This is a genomic window from Pseudomonas sp. S06B 330 (assembly GCF_002845275.2).
Classification (GTDB): domain Bacteria; phylum Pseudomonadota; class Gammaproteobacteria; order Pseudomonadales; family Pseudomonadaceae; genus Aquipseudomonas.
The window spans coordinates 2,542,844-2,559,892 of record NZ_CP088149.1 but is presented as its reverse complement, the minus strand read 5'-3'; the positions used below and the strand labels follow the sequence as shown (position 1 = coordinate 2,559,892).

At 61.5% G+C, this 17,049-nt stretch carries 13 protein-coding genes; 2 read left to right on the top strand and 11 right to left on the bottom strand.

Annotated elements, in window-relative coordinates:
• Positions 1-15: 15 nt before the first annotated feature.
• Together CX511_RS11520 and CX511_RS11515 are read left to right on the top strand one after the other, a co-directional pair.
• Complete coding sequence (locus tag CX511_RS11520) at positions 16-870, top strand: FTR1 family iron permease (RefSeq protein ID WP_101293343.1); 855 nt, start codon at positions 16-18, stop codon at positions 868-870.
• Positions 858-2,237 (top strand): 4Fe-4S binding protein, encoded by a 1,380-nt coding sequence (locus CX511_RS11515; RefSeq protein WP_101293344.1) that lies wholly within the window; start codon positions 858-860, stop codon positions 2,235-2,237. Before CX511_RS11520 ends, CX511_RS11515 begins: the two co-directional genes overlap by 13 nt.
• Before the next feature lie 27 nt (positions 2,238-2,264).
• Here CX511_RS11515 and CX511_RS11510 read toward each other — a convergent pair whose 3' ends face one another.
• From CX511_RS11510 to CX511_RS11465, 11 genes are all read right to left on the bottom strand, one after another.
• The gene (locus CX511_RS11510) at positions 2,265-2,960 is read right to left on the bottom strand and encodes an anaerobic ribonucleoside-triphosphate reductase activating protein (protein WP_101293345.1); all 696 of its coding nucleotides are present in this window, start codon (positions 2,958-2,960) and stop codon (positions 2,265-2,267) included.
• A complete protein-coding gene (gene nrdD, locus CX511_RS25430) occupies positions 2,957-3,124 on the bottom strand; it encodes an anaerobic ribonucleoside-triphosphate reductase (protein ID WP_101293346.1) in 168 nt (55 codons plus the stop codon). The genes CX511_RS11510 and nrdD overlap by 4 nt, the downstream gene beginning before the upstream one ends.
• Before the next feature lie 32 nt (positions 3,125-3,156).
• Positions 3,157-5,169, bottom strand: coding sequence for a ribonucleoside triphosphate reductase (locus CX511_RS11505; RefSeq protein ID WP_045179738.1), 2,013 nt, complete (start codon positions 5,167-5,169; stop codon positions 3,157-3,159).
• A 194-nt stretch (positions 5,170-5,363) separates the two neighbouring features.
• On the bottom strand, positions 5,364-6,356 hold the full coding sequence (moaA, locus tag CX511_RS11500; protein ID WP_101293347.1) for a GTP 3',8-cyclase MoaA: 993 nt from the start codon (positions 6,354-6,356) through the stop codon (positions 5,364-5,366).
• Positions 6,357-6,378: 22 nt separating this feature from the next.
• Positions 6,379-7,296, bottom strand: a complete 918-nt coding sequence (locus CX511_RS11495) for a peptidylprolyl isomerase (RefSeq protein ID WP_101293348.1) — start codon at positions 7,294-7,296, stop codon at positions 6,379-6,381.
• 10 nt (positions 7,297-7,306) lie between these two features.
• On the bottom strand, positions 7,307-7,987 hold the full coding sequence (gene narI / locus CX511_RS11490) for a respiratory nitrate reductase subunit gamma (RefSeq protein WP_045179731.1): 681 nt from the start codon (positions 7,985-7,987) through the stop codon (positions 7,307-7,309).
• Positions 7,980-8,735 (bottom strand): nitrate reductase molybdenum cofactor assembly chaperone, encoded by a 756-nt coding sequence (gene narJ / locus CX511_RS11485; RefSeq protein ID WP_045179728.1) that lies wholly within the window; start codon positions 8,733-8,735, stop codon positions 7,980-7,982. The genes narI and narJ overlap by 8 nt, the downstream gene beginning before the upstream one ends.
• A gap of 2 nt (positions 8,736-8,737) precedes the next feature.
• Positions 8,738-10,276, bottom strand: coding sequence for a nitrate reductase subunit beta (gene narH / locus CX511_RS11480; protein WP_045179725.1), 1,539 nt, complete (start codon positions 10,274-10,276; stop codon positions 8,738-8,740).
• An 11-nt stretch (positions 10,277-10,287) separates the two neighbouring features.
• Positions 10,288-14,055: a nitrate reductase subunit alpha gene (locus tag CX511_RS11475; protein ID WP_101293349.1), complete on the bottom strand. Its 3,768-nt coding sequence runs from the start codon at positions 14,053-14,055 to the stop codon at positions 10,288-10,290.
• 69 nt (positions 14,056-14,124) lie between these two features.
• On the bottom strand, positions 14,125-15,522 hold the full coding sequence (locus CX511_RS11470; RefSeq protein ID WP_045179720.1) for a NarK family nitrate/nitrite MFS transporter: 1,398 nt from the start codon (positions 15,520-15,522) through the stop codon (positions 14,125-14,127).
• Positions 15,509-16,804 (bottom strand): MFS transporter, encoded by a 1,296-nt coding sequence (locus CX511_RS11465; protein ID WP_045179718.1) that lies wholly within the window; start codon positions 16,802-16,804, stop codon positions 15,509-15,511. The genes CX511_RS11470 and CX511_RS11465 overlap by 14 nt, the downstream gene beginning before the upstream one ends.
• Between the last annotated feature and the right edge of the window lie 245 nt (positions 16,805-17,049).

The window sequence follows — 17,049 nt, the reverse complement described above, 5'->3', positions numbered from 1 at the left end:
GTGCAAGGAGTGATCATGAATCAAGCACTGTTTATCGTCTGGCGCGAAAGCGTCGAGGCCCTGCTGGTAATAGGCATTCTCCAGGCCTGGGCCAGCCAGCAGGCGCGCGCCGAGCGTCTGCTCAATTTTCTGTGGGCAGGCGTCGCCTTGGGTGTGTTGCTCTCGGCGTTACTGGCGGTGTTAATCCTGTTTGCCGGTGAAGCCATGAGTGGCAGTGCCAGCGAATGGTTCCAGGCGGTCCTGGCGTTACTGGCCAGCCTGCTGATGGTGCAAATGGTCGGCTGGATGCACCGCCATGCGCACACGCTCAAAGACGACCTGAGGCGTCACGCCGACCAACAACTGGCCCGTCAAGGCGGTGTCGGTCTGTTGCTGCTGGCGATGCTGGCGGTCAGCCGTGAAGGCAGTGAAACAGTGGTCTTTCTCTATGGCGCCGGGGCACGCCTGCACGGCGAACAACGGGGACTGTTTGCTATCGGAGGCATCGCCGGACTGTTGTTGTCGGGGCTGACCGTTGCCCTGCTGCACAGCAGTCGGCGCCTGATTTCCTGGCGACGCTTCTTTGGCCTGAGTGAGGCGGTTTTGCTGTTGCTCGGCTCAGCCTTGCTGGTCAGCGCCGCGGAACGGATCGGCGGGCAGTTGCTGGCCATGGAGTTGCCGGAAATGGCCTACACCCTGGTCGGTGATGCCCTATGGGACAGCAGCGCGCTGCTCAGCGACAGCCAGGGCCTGGGCGCCTTTTTCGCCGCTGTCGCCGGTTACCGGGCCGCGCCCAGTACCTTGACTCTGCTCGTTCTGTGCGGCTACTGGCTGAGCGTGGGGAGCTGGCTGATCCAGCGCAAAACAGGCACGGCCCCATGCCCAGCCTGAGTCTGCACAATCGCTGGTTGCAACGCCTGGGGGATGGCATGCGCCGCCACGCAGGTGTGATCCGCACACTGCAGTGGACGGTTGTGCTGTTCTACGCCCTACTGCTGGTACTCCCGGCCCTGCTGCCGTTGCCAGGCAGCCAGGCCCGGATGCTGGACAACCTGACCCTGTTCGCGCAGTTCCTGTTCTGGGGCATCTGGTGGCCGTTCGTGCTGCTGTCGATCGTGCTGTTCGGGCGGCTGTGGTGCGGCGTGTTGTGCCCGGAAGGTTCCCTGAGTGAATGGGCCAGCCACTATGGCAAGGGCATGGGCGTACCGCGCTGGATGCGCTGGGGCGGCTGGCCGACCCTGGCGTTCTGCCTGACCACTCTCTACGGCCAACTGATCAGCGTCTACGACTACGCACAGGCCGCCCTGCTGATTCTCGGCGGTTCGACCGTGGCGGCCATCGGCATCGGTTTACTGTATGCCCGCGGCAAACGTGTGTGGTGCCGATACCTGTGCCCGGTCAGTGGCGTCTTCGCCCTGCTCGCCCGCCTGGCACCGGTACATTTTCGGGTCGACGAACAGCGCTGGAAGGACAACGCCGCACCGCGCCTGCCTGCACCCAACTGCGCGCCGCTACTGGATATTCGTCGCCTGCAAGGCGCCAGTGAATGCCACGCCTGCGGCCGCTGCAGCGGGCAACGTGGCGCTGTACAGCTGATCGCCCGTTCGGGCAATCAGGAGATCCTGCAGTCAGTCAACCGAGCCCCTTCGCCCTGGGATAGCCGCTTGCTGCTGTTCGGCGTCATCGGCCTGGCAATGGGCGCCTTTCAGTGGACCGTCAGCCCATGGTTCATCGCCCTCAAACAGTCCCTGGCGCAGTGGCTGGTAGCCCACGATGTGTTCTGGCCGCTGGAAGACAATGCGCCCTGGTGGCTGCTGACCCACTACCCACAACTCAACGACAGTTTCAGTTGGCTCGACGGCTTGAGCATCAGCCTGTACTTGGGTGCTACTGCGCTGTTGTTGGGCGGCTGTTTGTGGCTGTTGCTACGCCTGGCAGCACGGCTGGCGGGCACCCCGGCACTGTATGGGCCGTTGAGCCTGACCCTCACGCCCCTTGGCGCTGCTGGGCTGTTCCTCGGTTTATCGGCAACCACGGTGAAACTGCTGCGCTATGAAGGATTGTTGCTTGATTGGGTGCAACCGGCACGGGCGGCACTGTTGATTGCCGCCATGGCCTGGAGCGCATGGCTGGCTTGGCAACTGCTGACGGAGCAGAAGGTCACTCTGCCCCGGCGCGGCGCTGCCAGCCTGTGCGTGCTGACAAGCATCGCTGCGGTGGGCGCGGGCTGGTGGTTGCAGTTCTGGGGTTGGCTGTAGCCGTTAAAGCCGGTTACGACTCAACGGCTAGCCGCGCAGCTCAAAGGTGGTAAACAACCTGCTGAGGGTGTCCCACAGCACAGGCAGCCCGTGCTGGGTTGCCCCCCTTGGCAAGTCGACATCAAGCATGGTTGCCGTGCGCACGTGCTGAACGACGAAATGCTTGACCCCACGCTCACTCAAGCGCTGGGCCAGGATCAATAGCCGTGGCGGATCGATCAATTGCCAATGCACGGTTGTCCGGCACTCATATTCCACACCACTGGCCAGCAGTAACTCCAGGCTGCGCCAGTTGGCGACACCGCTGCCCTGGACCCGAGTAATCAACGCGCATTCGTCGGCCAGGGCCTTGACGTCAAAACCGACCCAATCGGCCCCCGGCAACGCCCGGGCGAAAGCAGCCGGCTTGATGCCGGCACTGTGCAAGCCAACGCCAAAGCCCAGCTGTCGCACTTGGGCCATGGCCTCAGGCAGGCTGTCCTGCAAGGTGGCTTCGCCGCCGCTGAACACCACCGCATCAAGCAGGCCCTGGCGGCGCTCAAGGAACGCCAGCACCTGTTGCCAGGTGATTTCTTGACTGCCGCGCGGCGGGATCAGCTGCGGGTTGTGGCAGTACCGGCAACGCCAGGCACAGCCCTGGCAAAACAACACACAGGCCAACTTGCCGGGGTAGTCGAGGGTGGTCAGGGGCACCATGCCCCCGACCCGCAGTTGTCGGCTCATTGATCCCCAACTGCTGCCGTGGGTTCATTGAAATGTTGGCGCTCAGCGTGCTCGGACTGTTTGCCCGGGTTGAATGCCGAGACCGGGCGGTGATAACCCATCACCCGGGTCCAGACTTCGCAGCGTTGACGTTGTGCCACAGGCAGGGTTTGTTGTGCAGTCATGATCTAGCTCCTTGCGGTTGAGAAAAACGACATCAGTGAACACTGCCGGCCTGCTGCGCCAGCAACAGCGCTTCATCGCATTTGGGGCAGAACTCGTGTTCGCCATCCAGGTAGCCGTGTACCGGGCAGATGGAAAAAGTCGGGGTGATGGTCAGGTAAGGCAGGCGAAAGCGTCCCAGGGCTTTGCGCACCAGTTGCTTGCAGGCCTGGGCCGAAGAAATCCGCTCAGCCATGTACAGGTGCAGCACCGTACCGCCGGTGTACTTGCATTGCAGTTCATCCTGCAGCTCCAGCGCCTCGAACGGGTCATCGGTGTAGCCCACCGGCAATTGCGAAGAGTTGGTGTAGTACGGTGCCTGGCTGCAACCGGCCTGAAGGATGTCGGGGAAGCGCTTGAGGTCCTCTTTGGCAAAGCGGTAGGTCGTGCCTTCTGCCGGTGTCGCTTCGAGGTTGTACAGGTGGCCGGTTTCCTCCTGGAAACGCACCAGGGTGGCGCGTACATGATCCAGCAGATTGGCGACAAAGCGCCGCCCCTGCTCCGTGTGCAGGCCCATCTGCTCGTCGCTGAAATTGCGCAGCATTTCATGCAGGCCGTTGACGCCGATGGTGGAGAAATGATTGCGCAGGGTGCCCAGGTAGCGCTTGGTGTACGGGTACAAGCCGGCATCCATGTGATGCTGGATCACCTTGCGCTTGACCTCCAGGCTCTCCTTGGCAAGTTCCATCAGCATGTCCAGGCGCTGCAGCAGGCCGCTGCTATCGCCCCGGTACAAGTAGCCCAGACGGGCGCAGTTAATGGTCACCACGCCCAGAGAACCAGTCTGCTCTGCCGAACCGAACAAGCCCCCACCGCGCTTGAGCAATTCGCGCACATCCAGCTGCAAGCGACAGCACATCGAACGCACTTGATTGGGCAACATGTCGGAATTGAGGAAGTTCTGGAAATACGGCAGACCGTAGCGAGCGGTCATCTCGAACAGGCGCTCGGCGTTGTCGCTGTCCCAGGGAAAATCGTGGGTGATGTTGTAGGTCGGAATCGGAAAGGTGAACACTCGTCCCTTGGCATCGCCCGCCTGCATCACCTCGATGTAGGCACGGTTGAGCAGGTCCATCTCGGCCTGCAGCTCACCATAGGCAAAGGGCATTTCTTCGCCGCCGACCACCGGGATCTGTTCGCGTAGATCCTCCGGGCAGACCCAATCGAAGGTCAAGTTGGTAAAGGGCGTCTGGGTGCCCCAGCGTGAGGGCACGTTGAGGTTGTAGATAAACTCCTGAATCGCCTGGCGCACCTCTTCGTAACTGAGCCGGTCCTTGCGTACATAGGGGGCCAGGTAGGTGTCGAACGAACTGAAGGCCTGGGCTCCGGCCCACTCGTTCTGCAGCGTGCCGAGAAAATTGACCATCTGCCCAAGGGCGCTGCTCAAGTGTTTGGGTGGACCGGCTTCAACCCGTCCGGGTACGCCGTTGAGGCCTTCGTGCAGCAGCGTACGCAGTGACCAGCCGGCGCAATAGCCGGCGAGCATGTCCAGGTCATGGATATGCAGGTCGGCCTCGCGGTGGGCAAGGCCGATGGCTTCGCTGTAGACCTCGTCCAGCCAGTAGTTGGCAGTGACCTTGCCGGACACGTTGAGCACCAGCCCACCGAGAGAATAACCCTGATTGGCATTGGCCTGGACCCGCCAGTCTTCACGGTTGAGGTATTCATTCATCGACGCGGCAACCTCGACCAGGGTTTTGCGGTCGCGGCGCAGGCGTCCGTGTTGTTCGCGGTAGACGATGTAGGCGCGTAACGAAAGGAAGTGGCCGGCGTCCATCAGCACCCGCTCGACCCGGTCCTGAATCTGCTCGACGTGGAGCCGTGAGTAGCCCTCCAGGTGGGCCAATACTGCCGCGAGCAAGCCATCAGCCTCGGCTTCGGCGTACTCGCCGGTGGCCTTGCCGGCGGCGATCAAGGCTTGGCGGATCTTGTCGGCATCGAAGGCGACCAGACTGCCGTCGCGCTTGTGCAGCTGGTTGTGACCCTCTCTGATCAGCGTGCTGTGCATTTACCCTCCAAGCACTACATATAGGTGTTTAATGATTTAACAAACACAATATACAGTGCAGACTACGGATAAACGCGTCTGGGGGAATTGATTGATATCAAGATTGCTTGGTTGTCCAACTATCAGGAGGCTGCTTCTGTGTGCAGATCCTGTGGGAGCCGGCATTGCCGGCGATGAGGCCAATACAGACAACATCACCCCCCACTCATGTTCATGAAGCGCAGAATCTGCACCTGACCATCCGGGTTGAAATCATGCCGCAACGGCTTGCGCCGCAGCGCCTGCTGCAGCGCCGTAACGATCGGCTGATCATCCAACGGATAACGGCGCAACATCCCCCGCAGGTCCAGCGAGTCCTCCTGGCCCAGGCATAACAGCAGCCGCCCCTCCACGGTCATACGCACCCGATTGCAACTGGCGCAGAAGTTGTGGCTGTTGGGCGAAATAAAGCCAATGCGGGTCTGCGGGTGTTGCGCCAGGCGCACATAGCGTGCCGGCCCACCACTGTTCTCAGCGCTGTCGAGCAAGGCGTAGCGAGTGGCAATCACCGCCTTCACCTCATCACTGGAACAGAACGACTCGCCACGCGAGCGGCCGACCTCGCCCAGCGGCATCTCCTCGATGAAGGTGATATCAATCCCCTGATCGATGGCGTACTGCACCAACGGCAGGACCTCATCGAAGTTGCGCCCCTTCATCACCACACAGTTGAGTTTGATCCGTTCGAACCCGGCACAGCTTGCCGCTTCAACGCCGCGCAGCACCTGATCGAGGTCACCGTTGCGGGTGATCGCCCGAAACCGCTCACCATCGAGGCTGTCGAGACTGATGTTCATGCGCTTGACCCCGGCGTCTACCAGCGGCCGGGCCAGGCGTTGCAACTGTGAGCCATTGCTGGTCATCACCAGTTCGCGCAAACCCGGCAAGGCGGCAATGTGACGGCACAGATCGACGATGCCCGGGCGAATCAGCGGCTCGCCCCCGGTCAGACGGATCTTGCGCACGCCTTGGCCGACAAACAACGTCGCCAGGCGCTGCAACTCCTCCAGGGTAAGGACCTGCTGACGCGGCAAAAACGTCATGTTCTTGGCCATGCAATACACACAGCGAAAATCACAACGATCAGTCACCGACATGCGCAGGTAATCAATCTGCCGTCCGAATCCATCCTGCAACACTGTGCCCATCACCTTCCCCTTGTCTATCTGGTTACTGCACCAGCGGCGAATCGGAGCCCTGCAGCTGGATGCCACGAATATCCGCGGCGCCGATGAGGGTCTGCAGGTACTGCACCACGGCCTTCTGCCAGACGCCTTGTTGCAACTGCGTACGGATCGACGTGGCGACCGCCTCGTAGGGCAACGACTGACCTTCGATACGTTGATCGACGTAGATCACATGCCAGCCATAGCGGCTTTCCAGCGGTTTGCTGGCCAACCCCAGCGCCAGGGTGAACAGCTGGCGCTCCAACTCCGGCACGGTCTGGCCTTTGCTGATCTGCCCCAACGCCCCTCCCTGTGCCTTCGACGGGCAGGCCGAATACTTCTGCGCCAGCTCGGCAAACTGCTCAGGAAATTGCGCCAGGCGCTGCTGCAGTATTTCGGCTTGAACCAGCGCCAGGCTGCGCGCCTCGGCATCGTCCGGGGCACACTCAAGCAGGATGTGCCGCACCGCCAGCAGCGGCGCGCTATGAAAGCGCCCGCGATTGCTTTCGAAGTAACGCAGGCAAGTGGCCTCGTCACACGCCGGCACCTGCACTTCGCGCTCCAGCAGCAAGCGTGTGGCCGCCTCCTCTTCGTTCTCACCTGCCCCGACCTGTAACGCCAGGCCCAACGCAGCGATCCGCTGCTGCAACAGCTCACGGATCACCAGCGCACGCGCCGCCATGTACAGCGCTTCCTCACGGTCAGCTGCCGGGTGGTATTGCAGCTCCTGGGCCATGGCCTGGGGGCTGATCGGTACCTCGTTGACACTGATGATCGGCCATTCCTGCTCGCTGCTGGCGATCAGCTGCGCCGCTGGCTCAAACGCGGCCGCCGCCACGTTCAGCTCCGGCGCGGGGACCGTTGACGAGGCGCAGCCACCGCCGCCGCCATTACCACCGCCACATCCACATCCGCTTGACATGAGTGTCTCCTCAGATTTTCTGCCGAACGATTTGATAACGACGCCCCAGGTACCAGATCGGTGCGCTGACGACGTGCACCAGGCGGGTAAATGGGAACAACACGAACAGGGTCAGGCCCAGGAACACGTGCAGCTTGTACACCAGGCTGACCGGAGCAATCGCTGCGGCGGCCTCGACGGGACGCAACAGCACGGTGTTCTGCGCCCAATCAGCGAGCATCACCATCACTGATCCATCCATGTGCCCCGTGGAGGCAACGATGGTCATCAAACCAAGTACCAACTGGACCAGCAGCACCACCAGAATGAGAATGTCCGAGGTACTGGAGGTGGCGCGCACCCGTGGGTCGGTGAGGCGCCGGTGAATCAGCATGATCAGGCCGATCAGGCACAACAGGCCGAAGAAGCCACCCGAGACCATGGCCAGCAGTTGCTTGTTTTCGGTGCTGATCACATGGTGATAGACCGAGGCCGGTGTCAGCAGGCCAACGAAGTGCCCAGCCAGGACGAACAGCACACCGACGTGAAACAGGTTGCTCGCCGCGCGCATGCCGCGATTGGACAGCATCTGGCTGGAGCTGGCCTTCCAGGTGTACTGCGACAAGTCAAAACGCGCCCAACTGCCCAGCAGGCAGACGGCCAGGGCGACATAGGGATAGACCCCGAACATCAACAGATTCCATTTAGACATTGCCCACCTCCGCGGCCGGCGCGCTGGCCTGGCCTTGATGCTGAAAATCAACCCAGTGCAGCGGTACCGCACTTTCTTCTCGGGCCTTGCCCGGCGCACTTGGCATGGAACTGCAACGCTCTTGCTGTTCGGCCTTGAGGAAGTCCACCGCCTCTTCCTCCCAGACCTTGTCCAACGCTTCGAGCGAGTCATCACGCTGTTCGGCGGCCACCTGCTCGCGCAGGTCGGCCACGGCCTGGTGCGGTTCGGCACCGGCAATCTGCAGCAGCGCACGGAAGCAGCTGGCATAGGCGCTTTCGCGCTCTTCCAGACGTGCCGCCAGCAACGCCAGCAGGTGCGCGACGTCGGCCAGGCCCTCGCGGGCCTCGAGGTCTTCGCAGGTCGAGAGGTACTCCAGGTACAGCGGGATGTAGTCGGGCAGCTCCTTGACGCCGATGGCGAAACCGGCCTCCTCGTACTGCGCGAGCATGTCGACCATGGCCTGGCCACGGTCGCGGGACTCGCCATGCACGTGTTCAAACAGCAGCAGCGACAGTGCCCGACCGCGACCAAACAAGGCGCCGTAGTGCTCCTGGCCATCCATCAGGTCGTTGTTGCAGATCAGTTCCAGCAGTTCGAACAGCGCACCACGCTGGCGCGGGCTGATTTCCCGCGCCTGGATGATGGCCTGCTCCAGTTCGTCGCGGCCGGCCACCAGGCTTTCGTTCGGATAATCCAGCAGCAGCGAAATCACTTTAAGGATGCGCATGCTCAGTCCTCCCACAACTGTACGGTTTTGAGGATGTCGCGGCGGTTGGCCTTCTTGGCCCCGAACATGTTGGTGTCGGAGCTGCCGCTGCAACCGCTGCCAAAGCTGAAACCACAGCCGGAGCGTTCAGCAAAGGCGTCGCTCATGGCCTCTTCACGGTGGGCGCTAGGCACCACATAGCGGTCCTCATAGTTGGCGATGGCCAGGTAGCGGTACATTTCTTCGACCTGGTTCACGCTCAGGCCGACATCGTTGAGGACTTGCAGGTCCTGCACGCCTTCGACCTGTTCGGCGCGCTTGTAGGCACGCATTGCCAGCAGGCGCTTGAGTGCACGTTTCACCGGTTTCTCGTCACCGGCGGTGAGCAGGTTGGCCAGGTAGCGCAGCGGAATCCGCAGGCTGTCGACATCGGGGATCACGCCGTTCATGCCGACAGTGCCAGCAGCGGCCGCATTCTGGATCGGCGACAGTGGCGGTACGTACCAGACCATCGGCAACGTGCGGTATTCAGGGTGCAACGGCAGCGCCAGCTTCCAGTCAACGGCCATCTTGTACACTGGCGAGCGCTGTGCGGCGTCGATCACCGACTGCGGCACGCCGTCTTCCAGGGCCTGGCGAATCACGGCCGGATCGTTAGGGTCGAGGAAGATTTCCAGCTGCTTCTCGTACAGGTCATGCTCGTTGGCGGTGCTGGCCACTTCGCTGATGCGATCGGCGTCATACAGCAGCACGCCGAGGTAGCGAATGCGCCCGACACAGGTTTCGGCGCAAACGGTCGGCATCCCGGCTTCGATCCGTGGGTAGCAGAAGATGCACTTCTCGGATTTGCCGCTTTTCCAATTGAAGTAGATCTTCTTGTACGGGCAGCCGCTGATGCACATGCGCCAGCCGCGGCATTTCTCCTGGTCGATCAGGACAATGCCGTCTTCCTCGCGCTTGTAGATCGCGCCACTGGGGCACGACGCCGCGCACGCCGGGTTCAGGCAGTGCTCGCACAGACGCGGCAGGTACATCATGAAGGTGTTTTCGTACTCACCGTAGATGTCCGCCTGGATCTGGTCGAAGTTCTTGTCCTTGCGCCGCTTGGCAAACTCGGTGCCGAGGATTTCTTCCCAGTTCGGGCCCCACTCGATCTTTTCCATGCGCTTGCCCGACACCAACGAGCGCGGCCGCGCAGTAGGCTGGTGATTGCCCAGGGGGGCGGTGTGCAGGTGCTGGTAGTCAAAGTCGAACGGTTCGTAGTAGTCATCCAGGCCTGGCAGGTCAGGGTTGGCAAAGATGTTCGCCAGCACCCGGAACTTGCCGCCGATACGCGGATTGATGCTGCCGTTGCCGTTGCGCACCCAACCGCCCTTCCACTTGTCCTGGTTTTCCCATTCTTTCGGGTAGCCGACCCCAGGCTTGCTTTCAACGTTGTTGAACCAGGCGTATTCCATGCCTTCCCGGCTGGTCCAGACGTTCTTGCAGGTGATGGAGCAGGTGTGACAACCGATGCACTTGTCCAGGTTCAGGACCATGCCAATTTGCGAACGAATTTTCATGACAGCACTCCTCAATCCATCTCGGTTGGCAGGGGGCGTGGCAGCTCATCGCTGTTCGAGCCTTCAAGCCAATCGACCTTGGCCATCTTGCGCACCACGACGAACTCATCGCGGTTGCAACCGACCGTGCCGTAATAGTTGAAACCGTAGGCTTGCTGGGCATAGCCACCGATCATGTGGGTCGGTTTGAGCACCACGCGGGTCACCGAGTTGTGGTGGCCGCCGCGGGTCTTGGTGGTCTCGGCACCCGGTACGTTCACGATCCGTTCCTGGGCGTGGTACATCATCACCATGCCTTCCTTGACCCGCTGGCTGACCACCGCTCGGGCCGTCAAGGCACCGTTGGCGTTGAAGCACTCGATCCAGTCGTTGTCTTCGATACCGGCGCGTTTGGCGTCGATCTCCGACAGCCAGACAATCGGCCCGCCACGGCTCAGGGTGAGCATCAGCAGGTTGTCGCTGTAAGTGCTGTGGATGCCCCACTTCTGGTGCGGGGTGATCCAGTTCAGGACAATCTCGGTTTCACCATTGCTGCGCTTGCCTTTGACCCCGGCGATGGTCTGGGTGTTGACCGGTGGCCGGTAGCTCATCAACTGCTCACCGAAGGCCTGCATCCACGGGTGATCCTGGTAGAACTGCTGGCGGCCGGTGATGGTGCGCCACGGGATGTTTTCATGGACGTTGGTGTAGCCGGCGTTGTAGCTGACGTGATCGTCTTCGAGCCCCGACCAGGTCGGGCTGGAAATGATCTTGCGCGGCTGCGCCTGGATATCGCGAAAGCGAATCGCCTCGTGAGCCTTGGACAGCGCCAGGTGGCTGTGGTCGATACCTGTGAACTCAGACAATGCCGCCCAGGCCTTGACCGCCACATGGCCGTTGGTTTCCGGCGCCAGCGACAGAATCACCTCGGCCGCGTCGATCGCGCTTTCAATCTTCGGCCGCCCCTGACTGATGCCTTCATCAGTGTTGCGGTAATTCAACTCACCGAGGAATTTGACCTCCTCCTCGGTGTTCCAGTTGATGCCCTTGCCGCCGTTGCCGAGTTTTTCCAGCAGTGGCCCCAGCGAGGTGAACTGCTTGTAGATGGCCGGGTAGTTACGTTCGACCACTTGCAGGTTCGGGGCGTTCTTGCCCGGCTGTGGGGCCACGCCGGCGGTTTTCCAGTCGGTACCGCCAAAGGGCTGGGCCAGTTCGCCGACGCTGTCGTGCAGCAACGGCACGGTGACCAGGTCCTGTTCGATGCCCAGGTGCCCTTCGGCCATGGCCGAGAAGGCCTTGGCAATGCCCTTGTAGATTTCCCAGTCCGAACGCGACTCCCAGGCCGGATCAATGGCCGCCGACAGCGGGTGGATGAAGGGGTGCATGTCCGAGGTGTTCATGTCGTCCTTCTCGTACCAGGTCGCGGTTGGCAGGACGATGTCGGAATACACGCAGGTCGAGGACATGCGGAAGTCCAGGGTGGTCACCAGGTCGAGTTTGCCAATCGCACCTTCGTCAACCCATTCGGCTTCCTGCGGCTTGCAGTCGCCGACCTGACCGATGTCTTCGTTCATCACGCCGTTACGGGTACCGAGCAAGTACTTGAGCATGTACTCATGGCCCTTGCCCGACGAACCCAGCAGGTTGGAACGCCAGATGAACATGTTGCGCGGGAAGTTGACCGGGTTGTCCGGCTGTTCGCAGGCAAACCGAAGCGAGCCGTCCTGCCAGGCCTTGACCACGTAGTCCTTGGGCAGCATGCCGGCGGCGGCGGCGTCGCGGCAGATGTGCAGCGGGTTGGTATTGAGCTGCGGCGCGCTGGGCAACCAGCCGGCGCGTTCGGCGCGGATGTTGTAGTCCAGGGCGTGCTCGGGGAATTGGCTCTTGTCAGCGAGTGGCGAGAGCACGTCGTGCATGCTCATCTTCTCGTGACGCCATTGCGAGCTGTGGGCATAGAAGAAGCTGGTGCCGTTCATCTGCCGTGGCGGACGGTTCCAGTCCAGGCCGAAGGCCAGTGGCAGCCAGCCGCATTGCGGGCGCAGCTTTTCCTGGCCGACATAGTGAGCCCAGCCACCGCCGGTCTGGCCGACACAGCCGCAGAGCATGAGCATGTTGATCAGCCCGCGGTAGTTCATGTCCATGTGGTACCAGTGGTTCATCGCCGCACCGACGATGATCATCGAGCGGCCACGGGTCTTGTCGGCGTTGTCGGCAAACTCGCGGGCGATCTGGATGGCTTTCTCACGGCTGACGCCGGTGATCTGCTCCTGCCAGGCCGGAGTACCCGGCACACTGGCATCGTCATAGTCGCGAGCGACGTTGGCACCGCCCAGGCCACGGTCGATGGCAAGGTTGGCCGCCGACAGGTCGAACACCGTGGCGACCTTGACCTGGCTGCCATCGGCCAGGGTCAGGCTACGCACCGGCACGCGCCGGTATTGCACAGCATCACCGGCGACATGCTGGAAGTGTTCGTGGGATTCACCGGCAAAATACGGGAAGGCCACTTCGGCAACGTCACCACCAATCAGGCTCAAACTCAGGTCCACCTCACGGCCGGCACCACCTTCACGCGGGAGGATGTTCCACTTGCCCTGCTCGCCCCAGCGGTAACCAATCGAACCTTGTGGCGAAACCAGCTCGCCATTGGCGTCAAGGGCAATGGTTTTCCACTCAGGGTTGTTCTCCTGGCCAAGGTTGTCGGCCAGATCCGAGGCGCGCAGGAAGCGATCGGGCTGGTAACCTGCGCCGGGGGCGGTGCCGAGCATCGGCTTGAGCAACACCAGCACCGGCAGGTCGGTGTAGCGCTTGGCGTATTCGGTGAAATAAGCGCTGGGCTGATCCAGGTGAAACTCTTTGAAGATCACATGGTTGAAGGCCTGGGCCAGGGCCGCGTCGGTGCCCTGCTTGGGGTTGAGCCACAGGTCGGTGAGCTTGGCCACTTCCGAGTAGTCAGGGGTAATAGCCACGGTCTTGGTGCCCTTGTAGCGCACCTCAGTGAAGAAGTGCGCATCGGGGGTACGGGTCTGCGGGACGTTGGAGCCCCAGGCAATGATGTAGTTGGAGTTGTACCAGTCGGCCGACTCCGGCACGTCGGTCTGCTCGCCCCAGACCATCGGCGAGGCCGGTGGCAGGTCGCAGTACCAGTCGTAGAAGCTCAGGCAGGTGCCGCCGATCAGAGACAGGTAACGGGCACCGGCGGCGTAGCTGACCATCGACATCGCCGGGATCGGCGAGAAGCCCACGACCCGGTCGGGTCCGTACTGCTTGACGGTGTAAACGTTAGCCGCGGCGATGATTTCGGTGACTTCATCCCAGCTGGAGCGAATGAAGCCGCCCATGCCGCGCTTGCTTTTGTACGAATCGGCCTTGGCCTTGTTCTCGACAATGCTCGCCCAGGCTTCGACCGGCGCCATGCTCTGGCGCGCTTCACGCCACAGTTTGAGCAACGGCTTGCGAATCTTCGGGTACTTGAGGCGGTTGGCGCTGTAGATGTACCAGCTGTAACTGGCGCCCCGCGGACAGCCGCGCGGTTCATGGTTGGGCAGGTCGTTACGGGTGCGCGGATAGTCGGTCTGCTGGGTTTCCCAGGTGATCAGGCCGTTCTTCACGTAGATCTTCCACGAGCAGGAACCGGTGCAGTTAACCCCGTGGGTAGACCGTACGATCTTGTCGTACTGCCAGCGTGAACGGTAAACGTTTTCCCAGTCGCGCGACTCTTTGCGAGTCTCGCCGTGACCGTCGGAAAACTCGCTTTGCTTACGGTTGAAGAACCGCAGTTGATCGAGCAAATGACTCATGATGCTTTCCTCTCAGGCTTGCTGCGGGGTTCTGTGCCCCACCCACGCAAAAATTGAATTCCGCTCATGTCAGCAAGGGGTCTCGGCGCCTTTGCGGGCGTACCACCACCAGGTCACGACAATGCAGCTCAGGTAAAAGCCGACGAACATGTAGAAAGCCATCGCGGAACTGCCGGTCATGGCCATCGAGGTGCCGAAGGTCTTGGGAATGAAGAAGGCGCCAAAGGCCCCCATGGCCGAACTGAAACCGAGCACCGCGGCCGATTCCTTACCGGCGTTTTTCAGCGCCTGCTCATGGGCCTTCGCGCCTTTGCCCGCAGCGGCCTTTTCGTGCTGGGTGCGGAAGATCACCGGGATCATGCGGAAGGTCGAACCGTTGCCGATGCCGGTGGTGAAGAACAGCAACATGAACATGCCGAGAAAGCCGTAGAAGTTGCCGTGGGCGCCCTGCTGCGGAATGAAGTGCAGCACGCCGAAGACCATCACGATCATCAGCACGAAGTTCCACAGGGTGACGCGGGCACCGCCGAGCTTGTCCGCCAGCCAGCCGCCCAAGGGGCGAACCAGGGCGCCGACCAGCGGGCCGAGGAAGGCAAAGGACAGCGCATTGACGTCCGGGAACGCGGTTTTGATCAGCATCGGGAAAGCGGCGGAGAAGCCGATGAACGAGCCGAAGGTGGCCAGGTACAACCAGCACATCAGCCAGTTGTGCTTACGCTTGAAGATCACCGCCTGCTCGCTGAACGAGGCCTTGGCGCTGGACAGGTCGTTCATGAAGAACCAGGCCAACAGGGTCACCGCGATGATGAACGGCACCCAGAGAAAGCCGGCATTCTGCAGCCACAGCTGGCTGCCGTCGGCGAGCACCTGAGGCGCACCGCCGATCACCCCGAAGACGCCGAAGGTGATGACCAGCGGCACGCTGAACTGCATCACCGACACACCGAGGTTCCCCAGACCGGCATTCAGGCCCAAGGCGGTACCCTGCTGCGACTTGGGGTAGAAGAAGCTGATGTTGGACATGCTCGAGGCGAAGTTGCCGCCACCAAAACCGCACAGCAGTGCGATCAGCACGAACACGCTATAAGGAGTGTTCGGGTCCTGCACGGCAAAACCCATCCACAACGTCGGGGCCAGCAGCGAGGCGGTGCTCAGAGCGGTCCAGCGGCGACCGCCAAAGATTGGCACCATGAATGAGTAGAACACGCGCAACGTGGCGCCAGACAGCCCCGGCAAGGCAGCCAGCAGAAACAGTTGGTCGGAGGTGAAATTGAAGCCGATTGCGTTCAAGCGCACGATCACCGTGCTCCAGACCATCCACACGGCAAAGGCCAACAGCAGCGCAGGAATGGAAATCCACAAGTTGCGGGTCGCGGTTTTCTTGCCGCTGCGCCCCCAGAACGCGGGGTCTTCCGGGCGCCAGTCATGAATAACCGGGCCCGCGTCAGGCTTGTTAAGAACCGACATGGTCTTCTCCTTGAGCAATGCTGGAAAACGGATGCACGGCTGCCTGCGGCTGTTTGCCGAGCAGCGGGCGTTTGCGGATTTCGCTGAAGTACATCCAGATGAGGGACACCCAGACCACGCCGTACATCAGCATGAAAGCTGAGGAGCGCACGCCGGTGAGGTCGACCAGGGCGCCAAACATGATGGGCAGGATGAAGCCGCCCAGGCCGCCGGCCAGGCCGACGATGCCGGAGACCGCACCCATGTTTTGCGGGTAGTCGTTGGCGATGTATTTGAAGACCGAGGCTTTGCCGAAGGCGAAGGCAATACCGATGATGAACAGCAGGACAGTGAACAGCACCGGGTTCAGGCCGATGTGAAAATCCAGCGGGCCATTGAGGGTTTGCACCTGCAGTTGGGTCTGCGGGTAGGACAGCAGAAACAGGCAGATCCAGCTGACCCACAGCACCCACCAGGTCACACTCTGCGCGCCCCAGCGGTCCGACATCCAGCCACCGACTGCACGCAGCACGCCCCCAGGCAGCGAGAAACAGGCGGCCAGCAGCGCTGCGCTTTGCAGGTTAAAGCCGTATTCCTCGACGTAGTACTTGGTCATCCACAATGCCAGCGCTACATAGCCGCCGAAGACAATCGAGTAGTACTGGCAGTAGCGCCACACCGCAGGGTCGGCCAACGCCTTGAGCTGCTCGCCCAGGCTTGCGCCCTGGGTGCTGCGGTGGGCCTTGTTGTCGGCAGTGAAGAACCAGAACAGCAAGGCGGTGATAAACAGCACGGCACTGAACACCTTGGGCACCAGCTGCCAGCTGCCGGCGGCAATCAACGCCGGGGCAACGAACTTGGTCACCGCCGAGCCTGCGTTGCCGGCACCAAACACGCCCATGGCAAAGCCCTGGTTTTCCTTCTCGAACCATTTGGCGACATAGGCGATACCGACCGAGAACGAGCCCCCGGCCAGACCGACAAACAACCCCAGCAGCAGAAACTGCCAGTAGGCCGTGGCATGGCTGATCAGGTACAGCGGCAACACACAGGACAACATCAGCAGGAAGAACACGATGCGACCGCCAAAGCGGTCGGTCAGCAGCCCCAGCGGCAGGCGTACCAGCGAACCGGTCAGGACCGGTGTGGCGGCCAACAGGCCGAACTGGGTTTCGTTAAGGTCCAGCAACTCCTTGATAGGGACGCCGAGCACGGCAAACATCATCCAGACCATGAAGCAGACGGTGAAGGCCAGCGTACTCATGCCCAGTACCAGGCCCTGTCGTACACGCGGTGGGTTCATCTTGCGTCTCCCGTTAGTAAGCATTGGCGGCAGACTAGAGAGGCAAACCCGGTAAAAACTTGATGCGCGTCAACGAAGCCAAAGCCGGTTCAGGCCTATGATTTGCCCGCCTACCTCCAACGAGGTAGCGTCAAAAAACCTCTAAACCCTTTGTTTATCAGTGTGTTGGCTTTTTCAGAGCACGTATTTGGGCTAACTCGAAGGGTCAGAACTCTTTAGAGGTAGAAGGCCAGGGAAGGGCTGCA